Below are 23624 nucleotides of genomic sequence, written 5' to 3' on the forward strand. Positions count from 1 at the left end.
GTATGGATTTAGGGGTCAGGGAAATCATCACGTTTATCTCTTCGGGAAAGGATTATGCAAAATCGATCGGATTCTATGTCGATATGGGTTTCGGACTGGAATGGAGCAACCACGAAATCAGCAGCCTTAAACTTGGCAACTGCCGGTTTTTCCTCCAGAACTATCCGTCCGAATGGATGCACGGGAATTTCATGATGGCACTCGAGGTCGAAAATGTAGACGATTGGTGGACGAAACTATCATCATTGAATCTGGAATCAAAATACGAAGGCGTCCGGCTCAAGGCACCACAGGATTATCCGTGGGGAAAACGCGAAATCCATTTGTCCGATCCCAATGGCGTATTGTGGCATATTTCGAGTGACATCAGGAAATGATCAGCGTGTTTTTTTGTGATACCAGTCGCTGACTAAAATCGGAATCCAGATAGGAGCTAGTAAAACGGCATAAAAATATTGGGAAATCCGGCTGCTTCGTTTTCGTTCTGTCCTTAGTTCCGTTCGTTTATTGATAAATCCAATAAAGTCTTCGTTTATAGCAATCAGACCGAGTTTCTCCGTCCGGTCATCGCGTATGGATACGCCAATGGGCACTTCGCCTTCGCTGTAATAAAATACTTGCGGAATCTGAGCTTTTCCTATTTCTATAAAGTAGTACAGCGTATTATGGAAAGGATCTTTTTTTTTCAGGAAGCAGCATAGATCAGCCGCATCCAGTACAATTTTCGGATCGTTTCCAATTAGTGTCCTGAAATCTTTCTGCAAACGGATAAATGAATCGACAGTGAAATCGGTATCGAGGATGTTCGATTTTTTTCCGGCTGTTTTCAGGAAATGTAGGACTATTTCGGGAAGATCCGTTTTGAAATACGATGTGATGATGGAAAGCTCATCAGCTGAAAACCCAATGTTATCGATTCCTTTTACGCTGATGAAGTTCAGTCCTTTCAAGAGTGTCTGCTTTTGGACAGCCAATCCCTGAAATCAAAGAAATTCTGGGGCGCTACACCATGACCGACGGGATATTCATGGTATTCATTCGTAATTCCTAAAGTATCTAAAACCGGTTTGGCCTTTCGCGCCCAATCAACAGGAACGACCTGGTCTACGGAACCGTGCGAGATAAAGAACCTCAATTTTGAAAAGTCATTCTTCTCAAAACCGTTTAGGACTATATCGGTGTTCAGATAACCGCTCATGGCCGCAACCTGTTTGATTTTCTGAGGATACGACAAAGCAACGGCATAACTCAGGATCGCGCCCTGGCTAAAACCGACAAGGGATATATCCTGTGGGTCTATCGGATATTGCTGTGGCAATTTATCCACAAAATCAACAATCCTGTCCCTGGATTCCGCCGCTTGGGCCAAATCTGAAAAACGTTTTTCATCGGCGGTGAAATCAATCGCGTACCAGGCATAACCGGAATACGGCATGTCATAAGGCGCTCTTGCCGAAATGATAAAATATTCCTGAGGAAGTTCAGAAGCGAACGAAAACAAATCTTCTTCATTGCTTCCATAACCGTGAAGCAGTATGAGTGCCGGATTTTTTTCAAGTAGGATTGATGGCTTGCGAACCAGATGATAAAGACTCATTATATTGATTTGAGGAATTTCTGAAAAAACGAACCAACTAATGGAACAGGTTGCATTTCCCCGCGAACAGCTGTCGAAACGCCATAAATCCAAAGAATCATATTCGCAAAATACAACGGAGCCGATATAAGCCAGTTACCGAACGGACTCGCAATCATGCCCACGGAAATGAACAACAACGACAAACCCGCAGCCTGACGGATGTGGAAAGCGGCAAACCTGTTTTTGGTTTCACCATTCATCGACATCGCAATCAAAACGCCTACGATTAAGATGTAGGCTGTGATGGCGGTTGTTTTTCCCTCGCGGATTTCTTCAGGGTTCATGACCATACCAGTTTGTTTTCACGCAAGGTTCCCAGGACTTTTCCTTTGAGTTTGCGTCCGAGGAAAGCCGAGTTTTTGGATTTGGATTTGATGTCGGACGATTGGAAGACCCACGAACCTTCTGTGGTAAAAAAGGTAAGTTCCGCCGCTGCGCCTTCGATGATTTGAGGCGGTTCAACTCCAAAGAACAACCTTCCCAGCGTAAGTTTATTAACGATGGTTTCCACCGGAAGTACCGTCATCAAAGCCGCGAAAGCACTTTCCAACCCGATTGTCCCGCTTTTTGCGAGGTCGAATTCCATCTTTTTGTTTTCGATGTCGATAGGGTTGTGGTCAGACGTAATCATATCGATAGTCCCGTCTTTGACCGCTTTTACCAAGGCTTTGCGTTGCTGTTCGTTGCGCAACGGCGGCATCGTTTTCTGTCGGGTATCGAATGTTTCTAGCGAATCATCTGTCAGCACCAGATGATGCACGGCCACGCTGCAACTTACCTGCAGCCCTTTGGCTTTGGCCTCTTTGATCAACCCGACGGCAACCGGTGAGCTGACGGTCGGGATGTGCATTTTGCCACCTGTATATTCAAGGATTTGCAGGTTTCTGGCAACCGCGAGATCTTCGGCAAGCGTTGGGATTCCTTTGAGGCCGAGTCGTGTCGCGGCCAGACCTTCATTGGCCACGCCATTTCCTTTGAGGCTTGTTTCCTGTGAAAAGGCAATCACCAATCCGTCAAAATCCTTTGCATATTGAAGCGAAATCTTGAGCAGGTTGGCATTGTCCATATATTTTGCGTAATCACCGAAAGCAATCGCCCCGTTCTGGCTCATTTCAAAAAGTTCGGCCAAATCTTTTCCTTCGCTTTTTGATGTCAAAGCCCCGATGGGATACAACTGGGTCAATGCATCTACCGCTTTGGAATGCACGAGTTGCAATTGGGAAGCGCTGTCGATTACCGGGTTCGTATTCGGTTGAAGCGCCACAGCCGTAAACCCGCTTGCTGCGGCTGTCGCCAATCCGTTTTCTATGGTTTCACGGTCTTCAAAGCCCGGTTCGCCAAAAGACACGCTGCTGTCGAACCAGCCTTGTGAGATATGCAGGCCCTCTGCCGAAACTTCCTTATAATTATTGGTGTTTTCGAGCGAAGCCCCAATTTGTGTGATGATTCCGTTTTCAATGATCAGGTCGCGCACTTGCTGGTGATGTGCCGATGATTCATCGAGGATGGTTGCTTGCTTGATGAAAAGTTTCATTTTACGAATTTTTGGATCAGTAATTCGGTAATCAGGAAAACCAGCGCCAGTAAGGCAAAAATCTTCCATAAGTCGGTATTGGTGCGATTGTCTTTTATGTCGTCGAATACTTCGGATACGTTGTCGATTATAGTGTAACCCGATAACGCATCCACATTCGGTTGTAATCTGCTTTCTGTTCGCGGATAATTGAAGCTGACATCGGCCACACGGCTTTCCTTGTTGAAAATGCCATAATTGCCGGCGGTAGAAGGCAAATCGGTGAAACTCATTTTTACTTTGTCGTTAAGTGCCTGTTGCACCGGAATAAAAGAAACCTCGTTGTTTTTGACCGTCAGGATTTCATCTTTGGATAAATTCGACTGCACCACAAACGACTGATTGCGGCCAATGGTCAAAGCCACAACTCCCGAACGCTGGATGTTTCGCGCCATGTTGTAAAACGTAGGCACGACCAGAGGCGAATTGATAAAGTTGCTGTTCGCCCTGTCGATAGGGGCGCCAAAAAGGAACAGATCCGAAACGCCGTTCCCGATGCCCGAAAGGAAAGGTTGCTGGTCTTCGAACTGCAAAACAGCAGGCGTGGCCGTTTGCAATGTGAGCGATGATTTGGCTTTCGGATACTGGAAATTATCGGTCTTGCGCTCAAAAACACCGGCATATAAGGGGTGCGTATAAGCGATTTTTGTAATCAGTTTTTCCTGGGAAGCAACGTTCCTGTATTGTGCTTTTCCAAACGAACCTGCAAAGGCGTTCAGGGATTCGGCTGTAGACTGGGCAGATGGAATCAGGACGATGTTTCCGCCTTTGGCATAAAAATCCTTGAGTGTCGTAGTCAACGCCGCCGGAATTTCCTTCAGGTTATTGAGAATTATCGCGTCCTGTTTGGCAATCTGGTTGTAATCGAGCTGGCCAAGCGGCAGGTTGAGGTAATCGAATTCGGCCGCTGTGTATATGCGTGAAAGGAATTGGGAATCTGCCGTTTCACCAATGCTAAGCACTTTTATCTTTTTTGGCGCCGATATGCTGAAGAAGTATTCGTTGTCATAATCCAATCCGTTTTCAGACACCGAAGCGCTTCCGTTGAAATCGGCTCGCGGCAACATGAACAATTGTGTTTTGCTGCCCGATTCCATTTTGACGACGGTTTTGGCGAGCAATTTTCCGTTGTTCGTAATGGCGACGGGAACTTCTTTTTCGGAATCTCCCGATGCATTGATGCGGACACCGATTTCGTAAAAATTGTCAAGCGTCTGGTTTAGGTAAACGCTGTCGATCGAGATATTTCCACTGTGTTCGGCTTCGGGAACCAAAAACCAGGTGTTTGCATTTTTAGGTACGGATGACAACTCCTTTTGTTCGAGGCCGGCGGCATCGGTAATGACGATGATGTCTTTTCCGACCGACGATTTACGTGAATTGACACGTGCCATGAGGTTTTCCAGACGAAATTCAGAAGGGCTGTACGTAATTTTCTGCAAGTCACGTCCAGACGATTTGATATCGGTATTCCAAAATTGGCCGTCGGTTGTCAACAATGAAAATGTAGCCTCTTCGGGAATATTCTCCAATAAATCCTCGATGCTTCTTTTGAGCAGTTCTCCTTTTTTTCCTTTGGCCTGCATGCTGAAAGAATTGTCAAGGACGATGTACATTTCGTTCGATTTCGATTTGAAATCCTTTGCATTGAAAAACGGCTGGGCGAACGCGATGATCAAGGCGGCAAGCAAAAGCAATCTGGTCGCAAGCAACAGCCATTTCTTGATGACCGAACTTTTGCGTGTTTGCTGGCTCAGTTCCTGGAGCAGCTTTACGTTGGTGAAATACTGTTTCTTAAAACGCCTGAGTTGGAAAAGGTGGACGATAACCGGGATGATCAGCAAGAAAAGGAAGTAAAGAATCTCGGGGTGTCTGAACTGCATTCCGGTTTTTAGTTGCCAAAAATACGGAATTTTATCATGTGTTTTGGCTGATGGATCTGATTTTAAAAACTACTTTTGAGTTCCATAATTCCTTATATGAAAACACGATTCCTTATCCCGATATTTTTTACGATCATGACCGCATCGGCACAAAACAAAGTCAATCTTTTGGTTGGTACGTACACGAATTCCTGCGACAGTAAAGGGATTTATGTGTATGAATTCGATACGGCGACGGCAGATGTGAAGCTCAAAGCGACATCGGACAAAATCATAAACCCGAGTTACCTGACCGTTTCGCCTGACCGAAAAAAAGTATGGGCCGTCAATGAAGACGGTGCAAAAAGCGGAGTCACTTCATTCGCTTTCGATGCCAAAAAAGGAACGCTCAAAACCCTGAATTCCCAGGAAACATTAGGCGCCGATCCCTGTTTCATCATGAACGACAAGGGAAATGTGATCACGGCCAATTACAGCGGCGGTTCCATCAGTGTCTTCAAAAACCAACCCGATGGCAAGTTGGATAAAGCCTGCCAGATTGTTACGCATGAAGGCCATAGTATGCGCAAACAGCAAAAGTCGCCACATATGCATCAGACGCAATTGGCACCCGATAAAAAATTCGTGATTGCAAATGACCTCGGGACAGACCGGATTTACGTTTACAGATATTATCCCGAATCTGAAAAACAGGTACTTGAATTCCAGGATACGATTCCCGTCAAAACAGCGAGCGGGCCAAGGCATTTAACGTTCAGCCCGGATGGGAAATCGGCTTATCTGCTTCAGGAACTGGATGGAACATTGACGGCTTATCATTATGCGGAAGGAAAATTCAGCCGGTTCCAGGAAACGACGGTCGTAAATCCGGATTCGAAAAGTGATGCTTCAGCCGCAGATATCCATATTTCTCAGGATGGCAAATTCCTATACGCTACCAACAGGGGCGATGCCAATACGATTACTACATTTAGTGTTGGCACAAACGGCCGTCTGTCATTGATTGAAACCATCGCGACAGGAGGGAAAGGCCCACGTAACTTCACCTTGTCGCCTGATGGTAATTTTGTCCTCGTCGCGCATCAGTATTCCAATGATGTCATCATTTTCAAACGAGATAAGCTTACCGGAAAGCTTACGGACTCCGGGAAGAAGATAGCATTATGTTCTCCGGTGTGTTTGGTTTTCGCGCCCCAGGATTGATATTCCGGCCTGATCAAATCTTTGTTACGTTATTTTCTGTTACGTAAAATCGCGTAACAGAAAATTGCGTAACACATTTTTCCGGCTTCAAAAAAAGTAGCTTAACCTTCGAGCAATTGGGCCGCGTGGTCTTTTGACTTTACTTTATCGATGACGCGTTCCACGATTCCGTTTTCATCGATCACGAATGTGGTCCTGTAGATTCCGTCGAACGAAAGCCCCATGAATTTTTTCGGGCCCCAAACCCCGAACGCATCGATGATTTTGTGGTCGACATCACTCAATAACGGGAATTTGAGTTCGTGTTTTTTGGCAAAGTTCGATTGTTTTTTAACCGTATCGGCACTCACACCAAGCAATGCATACCCTTTCTTTTTGAGCAATGCATAATTGTCGCGCAGGTTGCAGGCTTCAACCGTACAAGTTGGTGTGCTTGCGGCCGGATAGAAAAACACGATGAGTTTTTTTCCTTTGTAGTCAGACAGGGAACGTTTTTTTTCGTCCTGGTCGAGAGCAGAGAAATCTGGGACTTTGTCGCCTGGTTTTAGCATTTTGATTAATAATTAATGATTAACAATGAAGAATTCGGTGCGCCAAGATACCAAATGCTTTTGGCTATCGGAACTTATTTATGAATTGGCTGATGCCTTTGATGCCTTCTTTTTCCAGCTGACGGATGAAAGAGCTGCCAATGATGCCGCCGTCACTATACCTTGAAGCACTTTCGAAACTTTTTTTGTCGTGGATTCCGAAACCTGCGATGCATGGATTTTGAAGATTCAAAGCTGCAATCCGCTTGAAATAGGTTTCTTCCACGTTTGAAAATACCTTGTTGTTTCCGGTGACTCCGGGCGATGATACCAGATAGGTGAATCCGGTGGACAGGGAATCGATGTATCGGATCCTGTCGTCTGAGGTTTGAGGCGTGACCAATAAGATATTTTTTAGGTTGTACCGATCCAGGATTTCGACATAATCGGTTTCAAATTGTTCCGGCGGCAAATCAGGGATGATCAACCCATCGATTCCAACTTTCTGGCAGTTTTCACAAAAATCCTCAAACCCATATTGCAGCAACGGATTCAGGTAAGCCATCAAAATCAATGGAATCTGTACCGATTCGCGAATGTTCGACAACTGTTCAAAAAGTACTTTCGCGTTTATTCCGTTTGAAATAGCGATAGACGATGAATGTTGGATAACCGGCCCGTCGGCCAACGGATCGCTGAACGGCAGCCCGATTTCGATCATATCGGCCCCGCTTTTTTCAAGTTCACGGATAATTTCCGTGGTGTCATGCAACTCCGGAAATCCGGCCGTAAAATAAACAGAGATGATTTTCTTTGCTGATGCGCGGCTTTTGTCGATTTGTTTTTTGATCCGATCCATATTAAATAGAAAAATAATCGATATAGGTTTGTAAGTCTTTATCGCCACGACCCGAAAGATTCACCACGACGACATCATCTTTTTTGAATTTGAGTTTTTCGAGGGCCGCCAATGCATGCGCACTTTCAATGGCTGGGATGATTCCTTCCAATCGGCACAAATCCAATCCGGCTTTCATGCTTTCGTCATCGGTTACCGATAAAAATTCCGCCCGGCCCGAATCAAACAAATGTGCATGCAACGGCCCGATTCCCGGATAATCCAAACCGGCTGATATGGAATGTGGCTCGGTGATTTGCCCGAATTCATCTTGCATCAGCAACGTCATGCTTCCGTGTATGATTCCCGGTTTTCCCAAATATGTCGTCGCCGCACTTTCACCGGAATCGACACCTTTTCCGGCGGCTTCGACTGCAACCAACCGAACTTCTTTTTCATTGAGGTACTCATAGAAAGCCCCGGCCGCATTGCTTCCGCCGCCAACACAGGCAATCACGGCTGTCGGATTTTCGGAACCAGTCTTTTCCAGTAATTGTTTTTTTATTTCTTCTGAAATGACCGATTGGAAACGTGTCACCATGTCGGGATACGGATGCGGCCCGACGACAGATCCGATCAGATAATACGTATCGGACGGATTCGCGATCCAATCCCGGATGGCTTCGTTCGTCGCATCTTTCAAAGTCTTTGAACCCGATTCGGCAGTCCTGACTTCGGCACCGAGCATTTTCATCCGTGCCACATTCGGAGCCTGTCGTTTCACATCGATCGCGCCCATGTAAACCACGCATTTCAGTTGAAGCAATGCACAGACCGTAGCCGTGGCGACTCCGTGCTGGCCCGCGCCTGTCTCGGCAATGATGCGTTTTTTGCCTAGCCGTTTGGCCAGCAGGATTTGTCCGATGGTGTTGTTGATTTTATGGGCACCCGTGTGGCACAGATCTTCGCGTTTAAGATAAATTTCAGCTTGATATTTTTCCGATAGGCTGTTGGCTCTGAAAAGAGGTGTTGGTCTTCCGGCGAAATCCCGAAGCAATTGACGGAATTCTGTCTGGAAATCATCCGATTGTGAAATGTCGAGATAACAACGACGTAGTTCCTCAACACTCGCATGGAGCATTTCGGGGACGTATGCGCCTCCGAATTTGCCGTAAAATCCTGTATCGTTTACTGAAAACATAGTCGTAATTCTTTTAAAAATTCTTGGATTAATAGGATATTTTTGATTCCCGGTTGGGTTTCGAATTTGGAGTTGATGTCGATGCCGAAAGGCTTCAATCCGGAATCTTTTAGCTGCTGAATATCGTTTGGGCCAATTCCGCCACTGATGAAATACGGTTTGTCCGATGGATATTTTTTGAGGATTTCCCAGTCGAACCGGGTTCCGTTACCACCCAATCTTTCTCCTTTGGTGTCGAACAGGAAATAATCGGCGACGGCTTCGAATGGTTTCAATCGGTCGAAATCAAAATTGGTTGCGACAGAAAAAACTTTTATCCGCATAAAACCGGAAAATTTTTCGAGAAATTCTGGTGATTCATTTCCGTGGAATTGAATCGCTTTTAAATGATAGAAGGCTGATTTTTCGCGGATTTCATCTTCCGAAGCATTTACAAAAACGCCGGTTCTTATTATGGTATCGGAAGTTTCCGGAAGTGATTGTGTGACATTCCGAGGAGAATCGGCGTAAAAAATAAAACCCATAAAATCTGGTTTCAACGCTGAGACTTCGTTTATGTTTCCTGAATCCGTCATGCCGCAAACCTTGATCTTCATAATGTAGATTTGATTAATTCAGACACTGATTCATACGGATTTTCCGAAGTCATGAATTGGTCACCGATTAAAAATCCGTCAAAGCCGGCTTGTTTCAATCGCTTGATTTCGTCTGCCGTCTTGATGCCGCTTTCTGAAATTTTTACTACGGATTTGGGAATGCCACCGACCAATGAAAAACTCGTCTCCAAATCTATTTCCATGGTTTTGAGGTTTCGGTTGTTGACGCCAATCAACCCAATTCCAGGACAAACCGATTTTTCGAGTTCTTCCGAATCGTGAACTTCAAGCAAAATTTCCAATCCTAATGAAACGGCAAGTTTTGTAAACGACTGGATTTTTTCAGGCGAAAGCAAAGCCGCAATCAGCAATATAGCATCGGCTCCGATCGCTTTGGATTGAAGGATCTGGTATTCGTCTATGATAAATTCCTTGCGAAGAATGGGAAGGTCGGTCACGCTTCTGGCAATCTGCAAATCATCGGTAGAACCGCCAAAGAATTTTCCGTCGGTTAATATCGACATTCCAGCCGCGCCTGCTTCCTGGTAATCGGCTACGATTTCATCTATCCAATTCGTGGACTGAGCCAACGTCCTCGAAGGCGAGCGTCTTTTGTGTTCGGCAATAATTCCGGTAGTATGTGAGCGTAATGAAGCTGCAAGCGACACACATTTTCGGTCGAAAAGGGGCGAAGCTTCAAAGTAGGAAACGGGGATGAGTTTTTTTGTCCTTTCGACTTCGATTCGTTTGTAATAGGCGATTTTTTCCAGAATATTCATAGCGAAATGTGTTGTAATTTTTGGAACGATTTTAAGGCTTTTCCAGATGTCAACGATTCTTTTGCCAGTTGGAAAGCATCTGTCAGCGATATGTCTTTCATCAATGAAATTCCGGGAGCGGCGTTGGCACAGACTACATCGGATTGGGCTTTTGTGCTTTTATTTTCAAGGACAGATGTGAAGATTCGGGATGCGTCTTTTATTGTTTTTCCGTTTCCGATTTGATCCGGATGCAATGTTTCCGTCGAGAAATGAGTCGGTGAAAACACCTTTTCTTCATCGGCGGAAAGTAACTTCCAATCACCTGTCAATGAAATCTCATCGTATCCGTCAAGACCATGGATCACCGAATAGTTCATGTCGGTCTGTTGAAACAGATAATGATATTTCCGCGCAAGTTCCAGGTTGAAAACACCCGAAACCTGATTTTTTACAAATGCCGGATTCACCAAAGGCCCGAGCATGTTGAAAAATGTCGGAACGCCCAATTCACGCCGTATCGGACCGACGTGCTTCATGGCCGGATGGAACAATGGTGCGTGCATGATACAGATTCCGGCTTCGTCCAAAGAGCGTCTGAGGAAATCTTTGTCGTTTGAAAACCGGATTCCCAGTTCTTCCAGAACATTGCTTGAACCGCAAGTTGACGTTACGCCATAATTTCCGTGTTTGGCGACCGGAATGCCGCAGCCTGCCGTTACAAAGGAAGCAAGCGTTGAAATGTTGAAGGTGTCTTTTCCATCGCCTCCGGTTCCGCAAAGGTCAATCGGGTCGAAATCGCTCAAATCTGTCTGGATGCAAAAGTCGAGCAGGGCGCTTCGGAAACCAGAGAGTTCATCAACTGTAATCGGTCGCATCATAAAAACGGTCAGGAATGCGGCGACCTGTGCCGGTGCGACATCGCCTTTTGAAATCTGGCTTAAAGCGTCGTATGCCTCACTTTTGGAAAGCGATTCGTATCGGATCAATTTGTTGAGTACCTGTTTCATAATTGGGAATTTTCAATCCAGTTTTTGAGAATTTGGGTTCCGGATGGTGTCAGGATACTTTCCGGATGGAATTGGATGCCGCGCACATCGTAGGTTTTGTGTCGCAACGACATGACTTGCCCGTTTGCATCCGTCGATGTGATTTCCAATGCGTCAGGCAGATTTGGATCGACGGTCCACGAATGGTATCGGCCTACTTCAAATACATCCGGAATTCCGTAGAACAACCGGTTATCTCTCGAAATAATTTGGGCCTGATCTGATTCTCCGTGGAAAACGCGTTCCAGATTTATGAGCTTTCCGCCAAAAACCTCGGCTATGGCCTGATGCCCGAGACAAACCCCGAGGATGCTTTTAGTGCCCGAATATCTTGAAATAACCGCTGTAAGCAAACCCGCTTCCGAAGGAATTCCCGGTCCGGGAGACAACACGATATGTTGAAACGGTTCGATATCTTCGAGTTCAAAAGCATCGTTCCTCCAGATGGTGACTTCGCAACCCAAAGCTTCGAAACAATGCAATAAATTATAACTGAAACTGTCGTAATTGTCTATGATGAGTACTTTTTTCATGTCAGTTGATTTCTTCGGCGAGTAAAATGGCTTTGTCCAACGCCGCGAGTTTATTGTAGACTTCCTGTAATTCCGAATCTTCGTTGGAATTGATTGTGATTCCGGCTCCAGCCTGATAGCGCAATCGATGGTCTTTGCTTAGGAACGTCCGGATGAGAATGGCGTGGTTGAAATTCCCGTCGAAATCCATGAACCCGATTGCGCCGCCGTAGAATCCGCGTGATGTGCTTTCTATTTCCTCGATGAGTTCCATCGCCCGGTATTTTGGTGCACCGCTTAAAGTTCCTGCCGGAAAAGTTCCTGCAACCGCATTCAAAGTTCTGGCCGATTCCCGCAATTTTCCGGTGACTTTTGAAACCAGATGGATTACGTGGGAAAAGAACTGCAATTGGGCGAATGTTTCGACCTTGACGTTTGTGGCATTGCGTGAAAGATCATTTCGGGCTAAATCGACAAGCATGACGTGTTCGGCGTTTTCTTTTTTGTCCGAGGCGAGTTTGCGGGCGAGTTCGGCATCCTGTTCGTCATTTCCGGTGCGTTTGAATGTGCCGGCAATCGGGTGGATTTCCATTTGGCGGTTGCGGACGACCAGGTGTGCCTCTGGCGAAGAACCAAATAGCTTGAAATCACCATAATCGAAATAAAATAAATAGGGTGAAGGATTGATGCTTCGCAAAGCCCTGTAAACGTTGAAATCATCGCCTTTGAATTTTTGGGAGAACGATCTTGAAAGCACCAATTGAAAAACATCGCCGCGTTGGATGTGGGTTTTGGCTTTGCGGATGTGGCTTCGGAACTGATCATCGGTTAAATTCGATGTCTTTTCCAGATTGCGGCTGAACGGATATTTCGGCAAACCTGTGTTGTTTATTAACTGAAGGATTTCTTCAAGGTTATGGGAATCATCCGGGGAATAATTAAAAATATGGGCTTCGTTCCGAAAATGATCGATGGCGATTACGTTGGAGTAGAAGCTGTAGAAAATATCCGGGATTTGATCTGAAACCGATTTTTTAGTGATTGAAATATCCTCAAAGTATTGTACAGAATCATAAGCCATATAGCCAAAAAGGCCTTGAGAAATAAACGGAACCTTTGATTTTTCAAGTTGGAAAAAAGATGCAAATGCTTCAAGTTCTTCGATCACCGCTATTTTGTTGTTGATTGTTTTTTCAGATTTCGATCCGTCAGGCAATTGAACGATAATCTTTCCTGACGCGACTTTTATCGATGCCACCGGATTGCAACAGATGTAGGAGAAACTCTGGTCGCCCGAATGATAATCGGAACTTTCCAGCAATATGGAATTTGGAAAACGATCTCGCAGTTTGAGGTAAGTGCTGACTGGCGTCAATGTGTCGGCGAGCAGTTTTTTATAATGAGTCTTGAATGGGAACATGGTGTTGATTTTTGGGAATAAAAAAAGGCCTGTCGTGATGGACAGGCCTTTTGTATATGGATATATAACTAAGCGGACCGCTTCACGACGTTCGACGTAAATTGTTCCACCAGCAGTTATTTTGATTCATTTTGTACATATCACAAAAGTAACAATCTTATTTAGCGGGCAAAATTTTATCGGGTTTTTTTGGGAAATTTTTCTCTCGGGTTAAAAACGTACTTTAGCGCGACTCAAAAAAATGCCATGACCGTTAAAGAACGCGCCGCCTTTGTCGTAGAAAAATTAGAGGAATTGTTTCCCGAAGTCCCGGTTCCGCTCGATCACACAGACGCTTACACCTTGTTGATCGCCGTGTTGTTGTCGGCTCAATGTACAGATGTCCGGGTCAATCAAATCACGCCGATCCTTTTTGCCAAAGCCGATTCGCCCCAACGAATGGTCAAACTCGATGTGGAGGAAATCAAGGAAATCATTCGTCCGTGCGGGTTGTCTCCGGCCAAATCAAAAGCGATCCATCGGTTATCTGAAATCCTTCTGGAGAAATACAATGGAGAAGTGCCGGCTACTTTTGAGGACTTGGAATCATTACCCGGAGTCGGACACAAAACCGCAAGTGTCGTGATGTCCCAGGCTTTCGGATTTCCGGCGTTTCCGGTCGATACGCATATTCACAGATTGATGTGGCGCTGGAACCTGACCAATGGAAAGAATGTGGAGCAGACAGAAAAAGATGCGAAACGATTGTTTCCTGAAAAGTTATGGAACAAACTCCATCTGCAAATCATCTATTACGGACGCCAGTATTCACCGGCCCGTGGACTCGATTTGAATAAAGATATCATCACCCGGACAATTGGCCGGAAGGAAGTGATTTCTGAATGGGCCAAAAAAAATCCCGGCATTTAGACCGGGAGTTTCTTTAGTTTGCGATGCTTTCAAAAATAAGTTTTCCTTTTTTTGTGATGGTCAGCGCTTTGGAGTAGCTGAGCAAAAAATCAATGGTTTCTTTTTTTGGTAACATTTTGGAAGCGGCAACTGGTTTTTCAAAGTAAATTTTTGCCATAGTGTGCGTTTGTTTTTTACATAAACGCATGCCGCTTTATATTATTGTCAGTTGGTCAAAATTATTTGATGTTTGTCGATCACTTTTCTAAGGTTCATGAGCGCGTAACGCATTCTTCCTAATGCGGTGTTGATGCTGACGCCTGTCACTTCCGAGATTTCCTTGAAACTCATATCCTGGTAGATACGCATTTCAAGAACTTCACGCTGGTCTTTTGGCAGTTCGAGGATTAGTTTTTTCACGTCGTCTTCAACCTGTGTTGTTATGATCTGGCTTTCTATGTTCGGCGAATTGTCGGACATGATCGAGAAAATGGAAAACTCTTCTGTCTCACGGAACATCGGCATTTTTTTATTGCGACGGAAATGATCGACAATCAGGTTGTGCGCAATCCGCATGACCCAAGGAAGGAACTTGCCTTCTTCATTATAATTGTTCGATTTCAACGTCTTGATGACCTTGATGAAAGTGTCCTGGAAAATATCATCGGAAATATCCCGATCTGAGATTTTCGAATAGATGAATCCGTAGATTTTGGATTGATGGCGACTGATCAATACAGCAAGCGCGTTCTCATCGCCAGCGATATAATTTTTTACCAGTACAGCATCAGGGGTGTTCACAGTTGCCATAAAATTACCTTTTAGTTGTTGGTGGAATCCGTTCTGAATTTCTAAAAAGTACTTTTATGCGATAGGCGACTGTTGGTTTGAGTGAATTATTGAACCAAATGTAATGGTATTTGATTGTATTATGCAAGCGTTCATTGAAAAATTAACACAATTCGGGCAATAATGCTTCAAATTAACTCAGATTTCCGAAACTTTGTTAACCTTATGGCAAACTTTGGAACTAAATGATGCAATAAATACAATATCTTCCCTAGAGATACGATGCTGACATGGTTTCGGATTCTGTCAAACAATGATTACCTTTGCCCACTTATTTTCAGACTAGATGCAGCCCGATTTCAATACGCTCAGCCCAAAGGAATACATTCTTATAAAAGGTGCACAATTACATAATCTCAAGAACCTTAGTGTAGCCATTCCACGAAACGAACTCGTCGTGATTACAGGTCTTTCAGGTTCGGGGAAATCGAGCCTGGCGTTTGATACGCTTTATGCGGAAGGACAGAGGCGGTATGTTGAAAGTTTGTCGTCTTATGCGCGTCAGTTCCTCGGCCGTCTGGATAAGCCGAAAGTGGAATATATCAAAGGAATCGCGCCGGCAATCGCCATCGAGCAAAAGGTCAATACGACCAATGCGCGTTCTACGGTTGGGACATCGACTGAAATTTATGATTATTTGAAGTTGCTTTATGCAAGGGTCGGTCGCACCTTTTCGCCGGTTTCAGGCGGTGAGGTCAAAAAAGATACGGTTTCTGATGTGATCGATTCGGTAAAGAAATATACTGAAGGAACAAGATTGTTATTACTTGCCCCGGTACATCTGGAAAAAGGCAGGGCGATAGAAGACAAGCTCAAAGTGTTGTTGCAACAAGGTTTTTCACGGGTGCTTGTAGGTGATGAAACGATTCGCCTTGATGAGATCGAACAACACCGCCTTGACGATAAAAACGTATTGATTGTTATCGATCGGGTTGTCGTCCAGGATGATGAAGATTTTTTCAATCGGTTGTCAGATGCTGTACAGGCCGCCTTCTATGAAGGAAAAGGGTTGTGCTACATTCAGGAAGCCGATAACGGAAACCGGATCGAATTCAGCAATAAGTTCGAACTCGACGGCATGAATTTCCTGGAACCGAATGTGCATTTGTTCAGCTTCAACAATCCATATGGCGCCTGTCCGGTTTGCGAAGGCTACGGAAATGTGATCGGTATCGATTCGGAACTCGTAATCCCGAATACAGCCATATCCGTCTACGAAAATGCCATCATGCCGTGGCGCGGGGAAAGCATGGGCTGGTACAGGGACCAACTCGTCAACAATAGCCATCGTTTCGATTTCCCAATCCATAAACCATTCTATCAATTGACCGAAGCCCAGAAAGCATTGATCTGGGAAGGAAATAAATACTTTACCGGACTCAACGATTTCTTCCGTGAGCTCGAGGAGAAAAACTATAAAATCCAGAACCGCGTCATGTTGTCGCGCTATCGCGGAAAAACCAAATGCTGGTCGTGCAAAGGCAAGCGCTTGCGTCCCGAAGCCGATTTCGTGAAAATTGGCGGCAAGACGATTTCAGATCTTGTCGATATGTCCATCAAAGACCTGATCCCGTTTTTCAAAAATCTGGAACTGACGGAATTCGAGCAGAAAGTCGCCAAACGATTGCTTATCGAAATAAACAACAGGCTGCGTTTCCTTGATGAAGTCGGTCTCAATTACCTAACGCTGAACCGGAATTCGAATTCACTTTCGGGTGGTGAATCCCAACGGATCAACCTCGCGACTTCGTTAGGAAGTAGTCTGGTCGGGTCAATGTACATTCTCGATGAACCCAGTATCGGCCTGCATCCGAAAGATACCGAACGATTGATCCAGGTGTTGCTGTCGCTGCGTGATCTTGGAAACACGGTAATTGTCGTCGAACACGATGAAGACATCATGAAAGCTGCAGACAGAATCATTGATATAGGCCCGGAAGCCGGAACGCACGGAGGTGAAGTTGTCGCTTATGGAACCTATGATGAAATCCTCAAATCTGATTCGCTGACATCAAAGTATCTGAACGGACAAATGGAAATCAAGGTGCCGCGCCAACGACGGAAGTGGAACCAATACATCAACATCCTCGGCGCACGCGAAAACAACCTGCAGAATATCGACGTCAAATTCCCGCTTGAGGCATTGACCGTGATTACAGGCGTATCTGGCAGCGGAAAAAGTACGCTCGTCAAGAAAATCCTGTTTCCGGCCATGCAGAAGAAACTCGAAGGCGTGAGTGAAAAAGCCGGACAGTTTACGGATATGCAGGGCTATTACAGCAAAATCCGGCATATTGAATTCGTGGACCAGAATCCAATCGGGAGAAGTTCACGGTCGAATCCGGTCACTTATATAAAGGCTTATGACGACATCCGCGATTTGTTCGCCAAGGAAAAACTGTCGAAAATCAGAGGTTATCAGGCCAAACATTTTTCGTTCAACGTAGATGGTGGCCGATGCGAAACCTGCAAAGGCGAAGGCAGCATCAACGTAGAAATGGTCTTTATGGCCGACGTCCAACTGCCTTGTGAAACCTGCGGAGGCAAACGATTTAAGAAGGAAATCCTTGAAGTTCAGTTCAACACAAAGAATATAGATGATGTGCTGACGATGACTATCGATGAAGCTTTGTCGTTTTTCAAAGAGCACAAACAGACCAAAATCTCGCAAAAATTACAGCCATTGCAGGATGTCGGCCTCGGCTATGTGCAACTCGGGCAATCTTCTTCGACACTTTCAGGCGGTGAAGCGCAACGTATCAAACTCGCATCATTCCTCGTAAAAGGTGCGACCAAGGAAAAAGCATTGTTTGTTTTCGATGAACCTACGACGGGCCTTCATTTTCATGATATCCAGAAATTGCTCACATCGTTTGAAGCCCTGATAGACCAAGGTCATTCCATCATCGTCATCGAACACAACCTCGACCTTATAAAATGTGCCGATCATATCATCGATCTCGGGCCTGAAGGTGGCGTAAACGGCGGGCAATTGCTTGCGGAAGGAACGCCGGAGGAAGTTGCTAAGAACAAGAATTCGGTTACAGGCAAATATCTGAAGGAAAAATTGCGGTAATTGATTGTTGCTCCATACTTTATTGGCAGATTTTAAGTTATTCCGGAAGTCATTCCGTGATTTGATCCCGATGAAAAAAGTAGCGCTTTTTGTTTCTTTGGTTTTTCTGTTTATTTCCGGCGACATTTCCGCACAGCTCTGCGGAGGCGGGATTTTACAGTTTTATATCCTGACGCTTAACGGTTCTGAACCTATCGATTTTGAATATGAGCTGTTCACGGCTTCTGACAGTTTGGTGCAGAAAAAAGTATATGATGTACTGGATAAATATTCAATTGAGCGCTACGAAAGAGCATTTAACGAAACAGGTTTTGAAATCGCAAAGCAAACAGCCGAAGAAATCTCTAATCCGCAAGACGAAAAACGCACTATTCAACTGGATAAATTCATTGCGAATTCCGGTCTTTCAAGAAAAGGTAAAGTCAAAGAATTGCTGGAATTTAAAACCTACGAATTGGTCGGAACACCCGTGATTTTAAAGATTTCCGCCAAAGGCAAATCGATTTATATTCTGGGTAATTTCTTCGGGAATTGCGACCGGATTTCAACGCTGTTATGGACGGATAGATTCAGGTGGATCAGATGAAAAAGCTGCTTTTTATGATTTGTTTACTGATTTTCATCGGATGTACCAAACAGCAAAAACAGCTTGTCCCGAAAGCAAAGACCGAGTCGGTAGAAAAACTTCAGTTGCCATCAACCAATGATCTTCTTCGGAAAAAACCAGACACTTTAAACGTTCCGATTGCCAAAGTCAACGGGTTTGACCTGGTTTACGATTGTATGGGTTGCCGTCAGACCATTTCTGATTCCATTGCCGTGTATGCCAAAAAAGACAGCATCAAAAAATTGCTTTTCAAATTACCTATATTAGATTTTTATGTGGATGATGTCTCTCATTTCAAGTACAAAGGATATGATTTTATCTATGTCGGAAGCACCCATACTTATGGGCATTCACAAGGTTATCTGTACTATCTCAATACACGGAATATGGAAACCTATGCTGTCGAAATCAGACCGACCAAGCGATCACCGACTTCAAAATCTGAAGACACACTTGAAATTCACAAGTATTTTGACCTGACCAAAGACGAACATAACAATCTTGGTGGCGGAGCAAGTTATTGGGAGAAAAAAACGCGACACAGATATTATTCCGAATGGAGCTATTCACTTGTAAAAGCTGGCAAAAACAAATTTGTATTGGTTTCAAAAAACGATGAGAAATGGAGCGAAGATTATTGAAATGGACTTTACTTTTGGGGCTGATTCCTTTGTTTTCAACCGCTCAGGATCATTATTTCTATCGTTTTGAACAGATGGAAATCACCGATACGCTGACCGTTATAGAGGCTGATTCCCTGAAAAGAGGCAGCGAATTCATTTATCCCGAATATTTTCTTGTGGGAAGGAATTTCAAAAACGAGCCGGATACAACTGTCCAATGTTTGATCAGGAAAATCAACGATCACTGGATTTCTTACGCCATCCCGAACGAATTCGGAAATACACAACTCCTTGGTCTCTCCCAAAATCCGAAGTACTTTTTGGCTTCATCGTCTTTTAATCATTTGTCCCACGGAGGCGGCCACGGAAATGAAAACGGTATCGAAAATCTTATTATTATTGACCTTTCGAACCATTCGTGGGTTCAGCTTGAATCGTACAGTCTGGATCAGTATTGGGAGCAAAATGAAAATGGTGAACTGACAACCAATGAAAAAAGCGAAAGTATTTCAAAGTTCAGCATCGATGAAAATCAGCTTACAGAACTGACAACCTGTTATAGTAACGGCCAGTTTCAGGACTGCTTTTATCCCGGAAGTGTCTACGAATTCCGAAATGGCGAACTTCAAAAGATAAAGCGATACGATACTAAGAAAATGGGTTTTTCACAAATCCATTACGCCGGACGAATGGCGTTCGGGATGGCATTGGCAGATGTACTCGAAGCGTATCCGGATGTCGAATTCACAAAGACAGCCAATAGATTTGGGATGTGTGCCGATGATAAAAAAGGTTTTGCCATTTCAATAGCTACTGATACCTTGGCGTTTGTCCTGACGCGCCCGATAAAGGAAGGTGAAACGGATACGGAAGACGGGGGCATCAATCTTTCCAATGAAAAAATATTCCGGATTTTTGTTGAATCGGAAGGCTTTCAATTTGGGAAATTGTCAAAAAAATCAACTGCGAGTGAAATTTTAAAGCTGTATCCAACTGCGAATGTAAGACTCGATTTACTGACAAATTGGGAACACATTTATATCCAAGAACTGTCTGTCGAATTTGTTTTTAAGACCAATGACAAAAACAGGATTGGAAAATACAGGGATGAAACTTTCGTGAAACTTAGAAACAAGAGAGCAAAACCGGATTTTATTGCTGTATCCGATTAAAGTCGTTTTCAATCAGATACTTTCTCGGGGTGGAATCCGTCATGCAAAGATGTTCCTCCAAGCTGCGGCCGATACCCAAAATTCTTTTCAAAAAAGTCCAATTGTTCCGTATTGACACAAGGCAACGGGCCATTTCCGGTAAACCAGAAAAACGTTGGTTCGGAAGGTGAGAAATAGTTTAAGTTACCGATGGTTTCTGCTGTAAAGTGTGTCGTTTCGGATGAATTCGGATGCGGAAACACCGCTTGTCTTCTTGTCATTACCGGATTTTCCCTGAATAATTTATTGTTCGACAGACTTGCCATTCCAATCGGAACCAATAAAGGAACGGATGCAACGACGATTGAAAAACCTGTAAATGCGACGGCAAGTTTTTTTCTGGATTGTATCATCGATGCCAGAACGAACAGTCCGAAGATCAATACAAAATGCAACCCGAACCGGTATTGTGGCGAAATGGCATATAGCAGCAACCATTGAAAAACCATCGTAAAATACAGCAGCCACCAACTGCGGATTTTTTTAGCAAATAATATCGGAACCGGAACAAGCAATACTAAAACGCTTAGCATATTGAAGATTCCGTGTAATCCGGGAAGCATCAGCCAGCGCTTGAACAAGTGAAGCTGGGAAACCGATTGATAGGTCGTCACATCTATATCAAATGCCGCCGGGCGTGTGTTTGCCGCGAAATAATCCATTATGATTTTTGGAACCTGATGTTCAAAACCAAAAGAAAGCATCGGCATCGGATAGAAGGCGTAACCTGACACTATCAGATTCTTCGCGATAAAAAGGCTCAACGTCACAAAACAGGTTGCGAGTAACGGAAGTTCCGTCCGTATTGAAAATGCTTTTACTTTCGGTAACAACAATAGCGGTAATAAAAGTAACGCGACAGCTGTCAGTTTGATGAAAACGCCGAACAAAACCAACACTGTTATTTGACGTAAAACAGATGCCGAAGCCTTGTCAAAATGCTCCACGAACAGCCACGAGGCCATGAATGCGATGATGTAAACCGGTAAATCCGGTGATGGGGCAGCGATGAATTGGAACAACAATACATTGACACATCCGGTCAAACCGAAAACCAAGGCCGTGAACGAGCCTGATTTGAGATAATCCTTTAATCTGAAAATCGCAAACCCGTTCCCGATCCATAACGCAAATCCGCTAAGGTCGTTGAATCGGTCGTCAATAAAAGATAAGCTGAACACACTTTGTGCGATGTGCCAGCCACTCGTCTGCCCGAAAAAGAAATGCAGGTTGGCCAATCCGCGGACCAAACCGTATTCGTTGAGCCACTTTACGGTTTGGATGTAATACGATTCGTTATCGGGTAAAAATGGTGAGCCGGCGCATTTGGCTATGATAAGTGCCGATGTGATTCCGAAAATGATTTTTAGCGATAAGGGCAAATCCCGGATTCCCGAACGTAAGCCGTGATAAAAAGCCGCCGATTCAGACTTGTAAATAAAAGCAAGGATTATCGAATACAACACGAGCGCCAATTGGAATTCCCAGCCGATCCTTCCAAAGAAAGCCCAAAGACACGCAAATGTCGTGATTCCGAAAAGCCCGGAAAAAACGGTGATGAACGGATCCGGATTTTTGATGGATAACCAACGATTGACAGCGATTCCCGTTTGTGCCGATAAGGCGAATATATAAACGAAAGTGAGCGCTACCAGAAGCATGGTTACAGCAGTAGACGTCCGTCGGACATGGTGAGTTTGCGGTCGGCCATATTTGCAAGGTCTTCATTATGGGTGACGATGACGAACGTCTGTCCAAGCTCTTCGCGAAGTTTGAAGAATAATTGGTGCAGGTTTTCCGCAGATGCCGTGTCGAGGTTTCCCGAAGGTTCATCTGCAAAAATCACAGCGGGATTGTTGATGAGTGCGCGGGCAACGGCAACACGTTGTTGTTCTCCGCCGGAAAGGGCCGAAGGTTTATGGTCGAGCCGATGCGACAATCCGAGGAAATCCAATAACCGTTTGGCCTCCGTTTCGGCTTCTTTCTTACCTCGCTTAGCGATGAAAGCCGGAATGCAGACATTTTCCACTGCATTGAATTCGGGCAATAATTGATGGAACTGAAAGATAAATCCCAGATTGAGGTTGCGGAATTTCGAAATGCCTTTGTCTGTCATGCCGAGGATGTTTTCTCCTTTTATGGTGAGTGACGTATCGCTTTCAACAGTCGGTTTGTCCAAGGTGCCGAGAATCTGCAACAACGTAGTCTTTCCAGCTCCTGAAGCCCCAACGATAGAGACAATCTCACTTTTGCGGATGCTTAAATCGACACCTTTGAGAACGTGAAGCGAATCATAGAATTTATGGATGTTGCGGGCTTCGATCATGGAATTTTGACTTTAAAACAAAGAAACGAACATTTTGCAAAAGGCCACAACCTTAAGGTGCTTTCTTTCGTATATGGGCTTGATAAACTTACGTTAACTACACAAGCTAAACTTGGTTTATGGCGTAAATTTGTACCGCTAAAATCAAAACTCATTTAAGCTAAACATCAGGCTATGAAAAAAGTATTGGCACTTCCCTTAATCATGCTTGCTATTTCCTGCATGGCAAAGGATTCACAACAAACCGCACAACAGAACCACACGAAAAACAAAATGGAAGAACAAAGAGGATTGGAAACGGCAACATTCGCCGGCGGCTGCTTTTGGTGTACCGAAGCGCTGTTTTTGGAAATCGACGGAGTCAAAACCGTCGTATCAGGATATATCGGCGGAAAGACCGCAAACCCTACGTATAAAGAAGTCTGTACCGGAACTACGGGACATGCAGAGGCCATACAGATTACCTTCGACCCTAAAAAAGTGACGTTCGGGGAATTGCTCGAGATTTTCTTCGCAACCCATGACCCGACAACTCTTAACCGTCAGGGAGCAGATGTTGGCACTCAATATCGAAGCGAAGTTTTCTATCATTCGGACGAACAGAAGAAACTGGCCGAAGATTATATCGGGTTGCTCAATTCCGAAAACACATACGGATTCGGCAAAAAAGTCGTTACTAAAGTGAGTAAGGCGACCACGTTCTATCCTGCAGAGGATTATCACCAGAATTATTACGCCCAGAATACTTCACAGCCGTATTGCAGTTATGTGATCACGCCCAAGGTTGAAAAGCTCAAAGAGAAATTCAAATCGAAACTAAAAACAGAAAAGGCCAATTAAAA

At 44.5% G+C, this 23624-nt stretch carries 25 protein-coding genes; 8 read left to right on the plus strand and 17 right to left on the minus strand.

Annotated features, from left to right (window positions below):
• The first annotated feature begins 2 nt into the window (after nt 1-2).
• Nucleotides 3-377: a VOC family protein gene (locus tag G6047_RS02045; protein WP_169525803.1), complete on the plus strand. Its 375-nt coding sequence runs from the start codon at nt 3-5 to the stop codon at nt 375-377.
• On the opposite strand, the gene G6047_RS02050 is transcribed toward G6047_RS02045, so the two are convergent.
• The 5 genes from G6047_RS02050 to G6047_RS02070 are packed head-to-tail and all read right to left on the minus strand — an operon-like array spanning nt 378 to nt 5095.
• Nucleotides 378-950 carry a hypothetical protein gene (locus G6047_RS02050; protein WP_169525804.1) on the minus strand — a complete coding sequence of 191 codons (573 nt, stop codon included), beginning with the start codon at nt 948-950 and terminating at the stop codon, nt 378-380. It abuts the gene before it with no gap.
• Nucleotides 947-1597 (minus strand): alpha/beta hydrolase, encoded by a 651-nt coding sequence (locus tag G6047_RS02055; RefSeq protein WP_169525805.1) that lies wholly within the window; start codon nt 1595-1597, stop codon nt 947-949. The genes G6047_RS02050 and G6047_RS02055 overlap by 4 nt, the downstream gene beginning before the upstream one ends.
• Nucleotides 1597-1923: a hypothetical protein gene (locus tag G6047_RS02060; RefSeq protein WP_169525806.1), complete on the minus strand. Its 327-nt coding sequence runs from the start codon at nt 1921-1923 to the stop codon at nt 1597-1599. The genes G6047_RS02055 and G6047_RS02060 overlap by 1 nt, the downstream gene beginning before the upstream one ends.
• Nucleotides 1920-3173, minus strand: a complete 1254-nt coding sequence (locus G6047_RS02065) for a dihydroorotase (protein ID WP_169525807.1) — start codon at nt 3171-3173, stop codon at nt 1920-1922. The genes G6047_RS02060 and G6047_RS02065 overlap by 4 nt, the downstream gene beginning before the upstream one ends.
• On the minus strand, nt 3170-5095 hold the full coding sequence (locus G6047_RS02070; protein WP_169525808.1) for a BatA domain-containing protein: 1926 nt from the start codon (nt 5093-5095) through the stop codon (nt 3170-3172). The genes G6047_RS02065 and G6047_RS02070 overlap by 4 nt, the downstream gene beginning before the upstream one ends.
• 96 nt (nt 5096-5191) lie before the next feature.
• Here G6047_RS02070 and G6047_RS02075 point away from each other — a divergent pair, with 96 nt between their 5' ends.
• Entirely contained in the window at nt 5192-6298 is a 1107-nt protein-coding gene (locus tag G6047_RS02075) for a lactonase family protein (RefSeq protein WP_169525809.1), read from the plus strand.
• Nucleotides 6299-6399: 101 nt separating this feature from the next.
• Here G6047_RS02075 and bcp read toward each other — a convergent pair whose 3' ends face one another.
• The 8 genes from bcp to G6047_RS02115 are packed head-to-tail and all read right to left on the minus strand — an operon-like array spanning nt 6400 to nt 13202.
• On the minus strand, nt 6400-6855 hold the full coding sequence (gene bcp, locus G6047_RS02080; RefSeq protein WP_169525877.1) for a thioredoxin-dependent thiol peroxidase: 456 nt from the start codon (nt 6853-6855) through the stop codon (nt 6400-6402).
• Nucleotides 6856-6913: 58 nt separating this feature from the next.
• The gene (trpA, locus tag G6047_RS02085) at nt 6914-7687 is read right to left on the minus strand and encodes a tryptophan synthase subunit alpha (RefSeq protein ID WP_169525810.1); all 774 of its coding nucleotides are present in this window, start codon (nt 7685-7687) and stop codon (nt 6914-6916) included.
• Between the two features lies 1 nt (nt 7688).
• Nucleotides 7689-8867 carry a tryptophan synthase subunit beta gene (trpB, locus tag G6047_RS02090; RefSeq protein ID WP_169525811.1) on the minus strand — a complete coding sequence of 393 codons (1179 nt, stop codon included), beginning with the start codon at nt 8865-8867 and terminating at the stop codon, nt 7689-7691.
• Nucleotides 8855-9463 (minus strand): phosphoribosylanthranilate isomerase, encoded by a 609-nt coding sequence (locus G6047_RS02095; protein WP_169525812.1) that lies wholly within the window; start codon nt 9461-9463, stop codon nt 8855-8857. The genes trpB and G6047_RS02095 overlap by 13 nt, the downstream gene beginning before the upstream one ends.
• The gene (trpC, locus tag G6047_RS02100; RefSeq protein WP_169525813.1) at nt 9460-10242 is read right to left on the minus strand and encodes an indole-3-glycerol phosphate synthase TrpC; all 783 of its coding nucleotides are present in this window, start codon (nt 10240-10242) and stop codon (nt 9460-9462) included. Before trpC ends, G6047_RS02095 begins: the two co-directional genes overlap by 4 nt.
• Nucleotides 10239-11231 (minus strand): anthranilate phosphoribosyltransferase, encoded by a 993-nt coding sequence (gene trpD / locus G6047_RS02105; RefSeq protein ID WP_169525814.1) that lies wholly within the window; start codon nt 11229-11231, stop codon nt 10239-10241. Before trpD ends, trpC begins: the two co-directional genes overlap by 4 nt.
• Nucleotides 11228-11803 (minus strand): anthranilate synthase component II, encoded by a 576-nt coding sequence (locus G6047_RS02110; RefSeq protein ID WP_169525815.1) that lies wholly within the window; start codon nt 11801-11803, stop codon nt 11228-11230. The genes trpD and G6047_RS02110 overlap by 4 nt, the downstream gene beginning before the upstream one ends.
• A gap of 1 nt (nt 11804) precedes the next feature.
• Nucleotides 11805-13202 carry an anthranilate synthase component I family protein gene (locus tag G6047_RS02115; RefSeq protein WP_169525816.1) on the minus strand — a complete coding sequence of 466 codons (1398 nt, stop codon included), beginning with the start codon at nt 13200-13202 and terminating at the stop codon, nt 11805-11807.
• Between the two features lie 246 nt (nt 13203-13448).
• Between G6047_RS02115 and nth the strand changes: the two genes are divergently transcribed.
• The gene (gene nth / locus G6047_RS02120; RefSeq protein ID WP_169525817.1) at nt 13449-14111 is read left to right on the plus strand and encodes an endonuclease III; all 663 of its coding nucleotides are present in this window, start codon (nt 13449-13451) and stop codon (nt 14109-14111) included.
• A 13-nt stretch (nt 14112-14124) separates the two neighbouring features.
• Here nth and G6047_RS02125 read toward each other — a convergent pair whose 3' ends face one another.
• Nucleotides 14125-14268: a hypothetical protein gene (locus G6047_RS02125; protein WP_169525818.1), complete on the minus strand. Its 144-nt coding sequence runs from the start codon at nt 14266-14268 to the stop codon at nt 14125-14127.
• 47 nt (nt 14269-14315) lie between these two features.
• Complete coding sequence (locus G6047_RS02130; protein WP_169525819.1) at nt 14316-14900, minus strand: RNA polymerase sigma factor; 585 nt, start codon at nt 14898-14900, stop codon at nt 14316-14318.
• Between the two features lie 325 nt (nt 14901-15225).
• Between G6047_RS02130 and uvrA the strand changes: the two genes are divergently transcribed.
• The 4 genes from uvrA to G6047_RS02150 all read left to right on the plus strand — a co-directional run bounded on the left by uvrA (nt 15226) and on the right by G6047_RS02150 (nt 20417).
• Entirely contained in the window at nt 15226-18015 is a 2790-nt protein-coding gene (uvrA, locus tag G6047_RS02135) for an excinuclease ABC subunit UvrA (RefSeq protein WP_169525820.1), read from the plus strand.
• Nucleotides 18016-18085: 70 nt separating this feature from the next.
• Entirely contained in the window at nt 18086-18601 is a 516-nt protein-coding gene (locus G6047_RS02140; protein ID WP_169525821.1) for a hypothetical protein, read from the plus strand.
• 14 nt (nt 18602-18615) lie between these two features.
• Nucleotides 18616-19263: a hypothetical protein gene (locus G6047_RS02145; protein ID WP_169525822.1), complete on the plus strand. Its 648-nt coding sequence runs from the start codon at nt 18616-18618 to the stop codon at nt 19261-19263.
• Nucleotides 19245-20417 (plus strand): hypothetical protein, encoded by a 1173-nt coding sequence (locus tag G6047_RS02150; RefSeq protein ID WP_169525823.1) that lies wholly within the window; start codon nt 19245-19247, stop codon nt 20415-20417. The genes G6047_RS02145 and G6047_RS02150 overlap by 19 nt, the downstream gene beginning before the upstream one ends.
• Before the next feature lie 8 nt (nt 20418-20425).
• Here the strand turns inward: G6047_RS02150 and G6047_RS02155 are convergent, their stop codons facing one another.
• Together G6047_RS02155 and G6047_RS02160 are read right to left on the minus strand one after the other, a co-directional pair.
• Nucleotides 20426-22117: an LIC_10190 family membrane protein gene (locus tag G6047_RS02155; RefSeq protein ID WP_169525824.1), complete on the minus strand. Its 1692-nt coding sequence runs from the start codon at nt 22115-22117 to the stop codon at nt 20426-20428.
• 2 nt (nt 22118-22119) lie between these two features.
• The gene (locus tag G6047_RS02160; RefSeq protein WP_169525825.1) at nt 22120-22782 is read right to left on the minus strand and encodes an ABC transporter ATP-binding protein; all 663 of its coding nucleotides are present in this window, start codon (nt 22780-22782) and stop codon (nt 22120-22122) included.
• Nucleotides 22783-22956: 174 nt separating this feature from the next.
• Here G6047_RS02160 and msrA point away from each other — a divergent pair, with 174 nt between their 5' ends.
• Entirely contained in the window at nt 22957-23622 is a 666-nt protein-coding gene (gene msrA, locus G6047_RS02165) for a peptide-methionine (S)-S-oxide reductase MsrA (RefSeq protein ID WP_169525826.1), read from the plus strand.
• Nucleotides 23623-23624: the final 2 nt, after the last annotated feature.

The organism is Flavobacterium silvaticum (assembly GCF_012911565.1).
Classification (GTDB): domain Bacteria; phylum Bacteroidota; class Bacteroidia; order Flavobacteriales; family Flavobacteriaceae; genus Flavobacterium; species Flavobacterium silvaticum.

What these genes read in the sequence shown, in the direction of transcription:
- G6047_RS02070 (WP_169525808.1), bottom strand. Translation starts at nt 5,095, where the DNA reads ATGCAGTTCAGACACCCCGAGATTCTTTACTTCCTTTTCTTGCTGATC.
- G6047_RS02155 (WP_169525824.1), bottom strand. Translation starts at nt 22,117, where the DNA reads ATGCTTCTGGTAGCGCTCACTTTCGTTTATATATTCGCCTTATCGGCA.
- trpC (WP_169525813.1), bottom strand. Translation starts at nt 10,242, where the DNA reads ATGAATATTCTGGAAAAAATCGCCTATTACAAACGAATCGAAGTCGAA.
- G6047_RS02160 (WP_169525825.1), bottom strand. Translation starts at nt 22,782, where the DNA reads ATGATCGAAGCCCGCAACATCCATAAATTCTATGATTCGCTTCACGTT.
- msrA (WP_169525826.1), top strand. Translation starts at nt 22,957, where the DNA reads ATGAAAAAAGTATTGGCACTTCCCTTAATCATGCTTGCTATTTCCTGC.
- G6047_RS02125 (WP_169525818.1), bottom strand. Translation starts at nt 14,268, where the DNA reads ATGGCAAAAATTTACTTTGAAAAACCAGTTGCCGCTTCCAAAATGTTA.
- G6047_RS02115 (WP_169525816.1), bottom strand. Translation starts at nt 13,202, where the DNA reads ATGTTCCCATTCAAGACTCATTATAAAAAACTGCTCGCCGACACATTG.
- G6047_RS02075 (WP_169525809.1), top strand. Translation starts at nt 5,192, where the DNA reads ATGAAAACACGATTCCTTATCCCGATATTTTTTACGATCATGACCGCA.
- G6047_RS02130 (WP_169525819.1), bottom strand. Translation starts at nt 14,900, where the DNA reads ATGGCAACTGTGAACACCCCTGATGCTGTACTGGTAAAAAATTATATC.
- G6047_RS02055 (WP_169525805.1), bottom strand. Translation starts at nt 1,597, where the DNA reads ATGAGTCTTTATCATCTGGTTCGCAAGCCATCAATCCTACTTGAAAAA.
- trpA (WP_169525810.1), bottom strand. Translation starts at nt 7,687, where the DNA reads ATGGATCGGATCAAAAAACAAATCGACAAAAGCCGCGCATCAGCAAAG.
- G6047_RS02095 (WP_169525812.1), bottom strand. Translation starts at nt 9,463, where the DNA reads ATGAAGATCAAGGTTTGCGGCATGACGGATTCAGGAAACATAAACGAA.
- trpB (WP_169525811.1), bottom strand. Translation starts at nt 8,867, where the DNA reads ATGTTTTCAGTAAACGATACAGGATTTTACGGCAAATTCGGAGGCGCA.
- G6047_RS02145 (WP_169525822.1), top strand. Translation starts at nt 18,616, where the DNA reads ATGATTTGTTTACTGATTTTCATCGGATGTACCAAACAGCAAAAACAG.
- G6047_RS02060 (WP_169525806.1), bottom strand. Translation starts at nt 1,923, where the DNA reads ATGAACCCTGAAGAAATCCGCGAGGGAAAAACAACCGCCATCACAGCC.
- uvrA (WP_169525820.1), top strand. Translation starts at nt 15,226, where the DNA reads ATGCAGCCCGATTTCAATACGCTCAGCCCAAAGGAATACATTCTTATA.
- G6047_RS02140 (WP_169525821.1), top strand. Translation starts at nt 18,086, where the DNA reads ATGAAAAAAGTAGCGCTTTTTGTTTCTTTGGTTTTTCTGTTTATTTCC.
- G6047_RS02150 (WP_169525823.1), top strand. Translation starts at nt 19,245, where the DNA reads ATGGAGCGAAGATTATTGAAATGGACTTTACTTTTGGGGCTGATTCCT.
- G6047_RS02110 (WP_169525815.1), bottom strand. Translation starts at nt 11,803, where the DNA reads ATGAAAAAAGTACTCATCATAGACAATTACGACAGTTTCAGTTATAAT.
- G6047_RS02065 (WP_169525807.1), bottom strand. Translation starts at nt 3,173, where the DNA reads ATGAAACTTTTCATCAAGCAAGCAACCATCCTCGATGAATCATCGGCA.
- trpD (WP_169525814.1), bottom strand. Translation starts at nt 11,231, where the DNA reads ATGAAACAGGTACTCAACAAATTGATCCGATACGAATCGCTTTCCAAA.
- nth (WP_169525817.1), top strand. Translation starts at nt 13,449, where the DNA reads ATGACCGTTAAAGAACGCGCCGCCTTTGTCGTAGAAAAATTAGAGGAA.
- G6047_RS02045 (WP_169525803.1), top strand. Translation starts at nt 3, where the DNA reads ATGGATTTAGGGGTCAGGGAAATCATCACGTTTATCTCTTCGGGAAAG.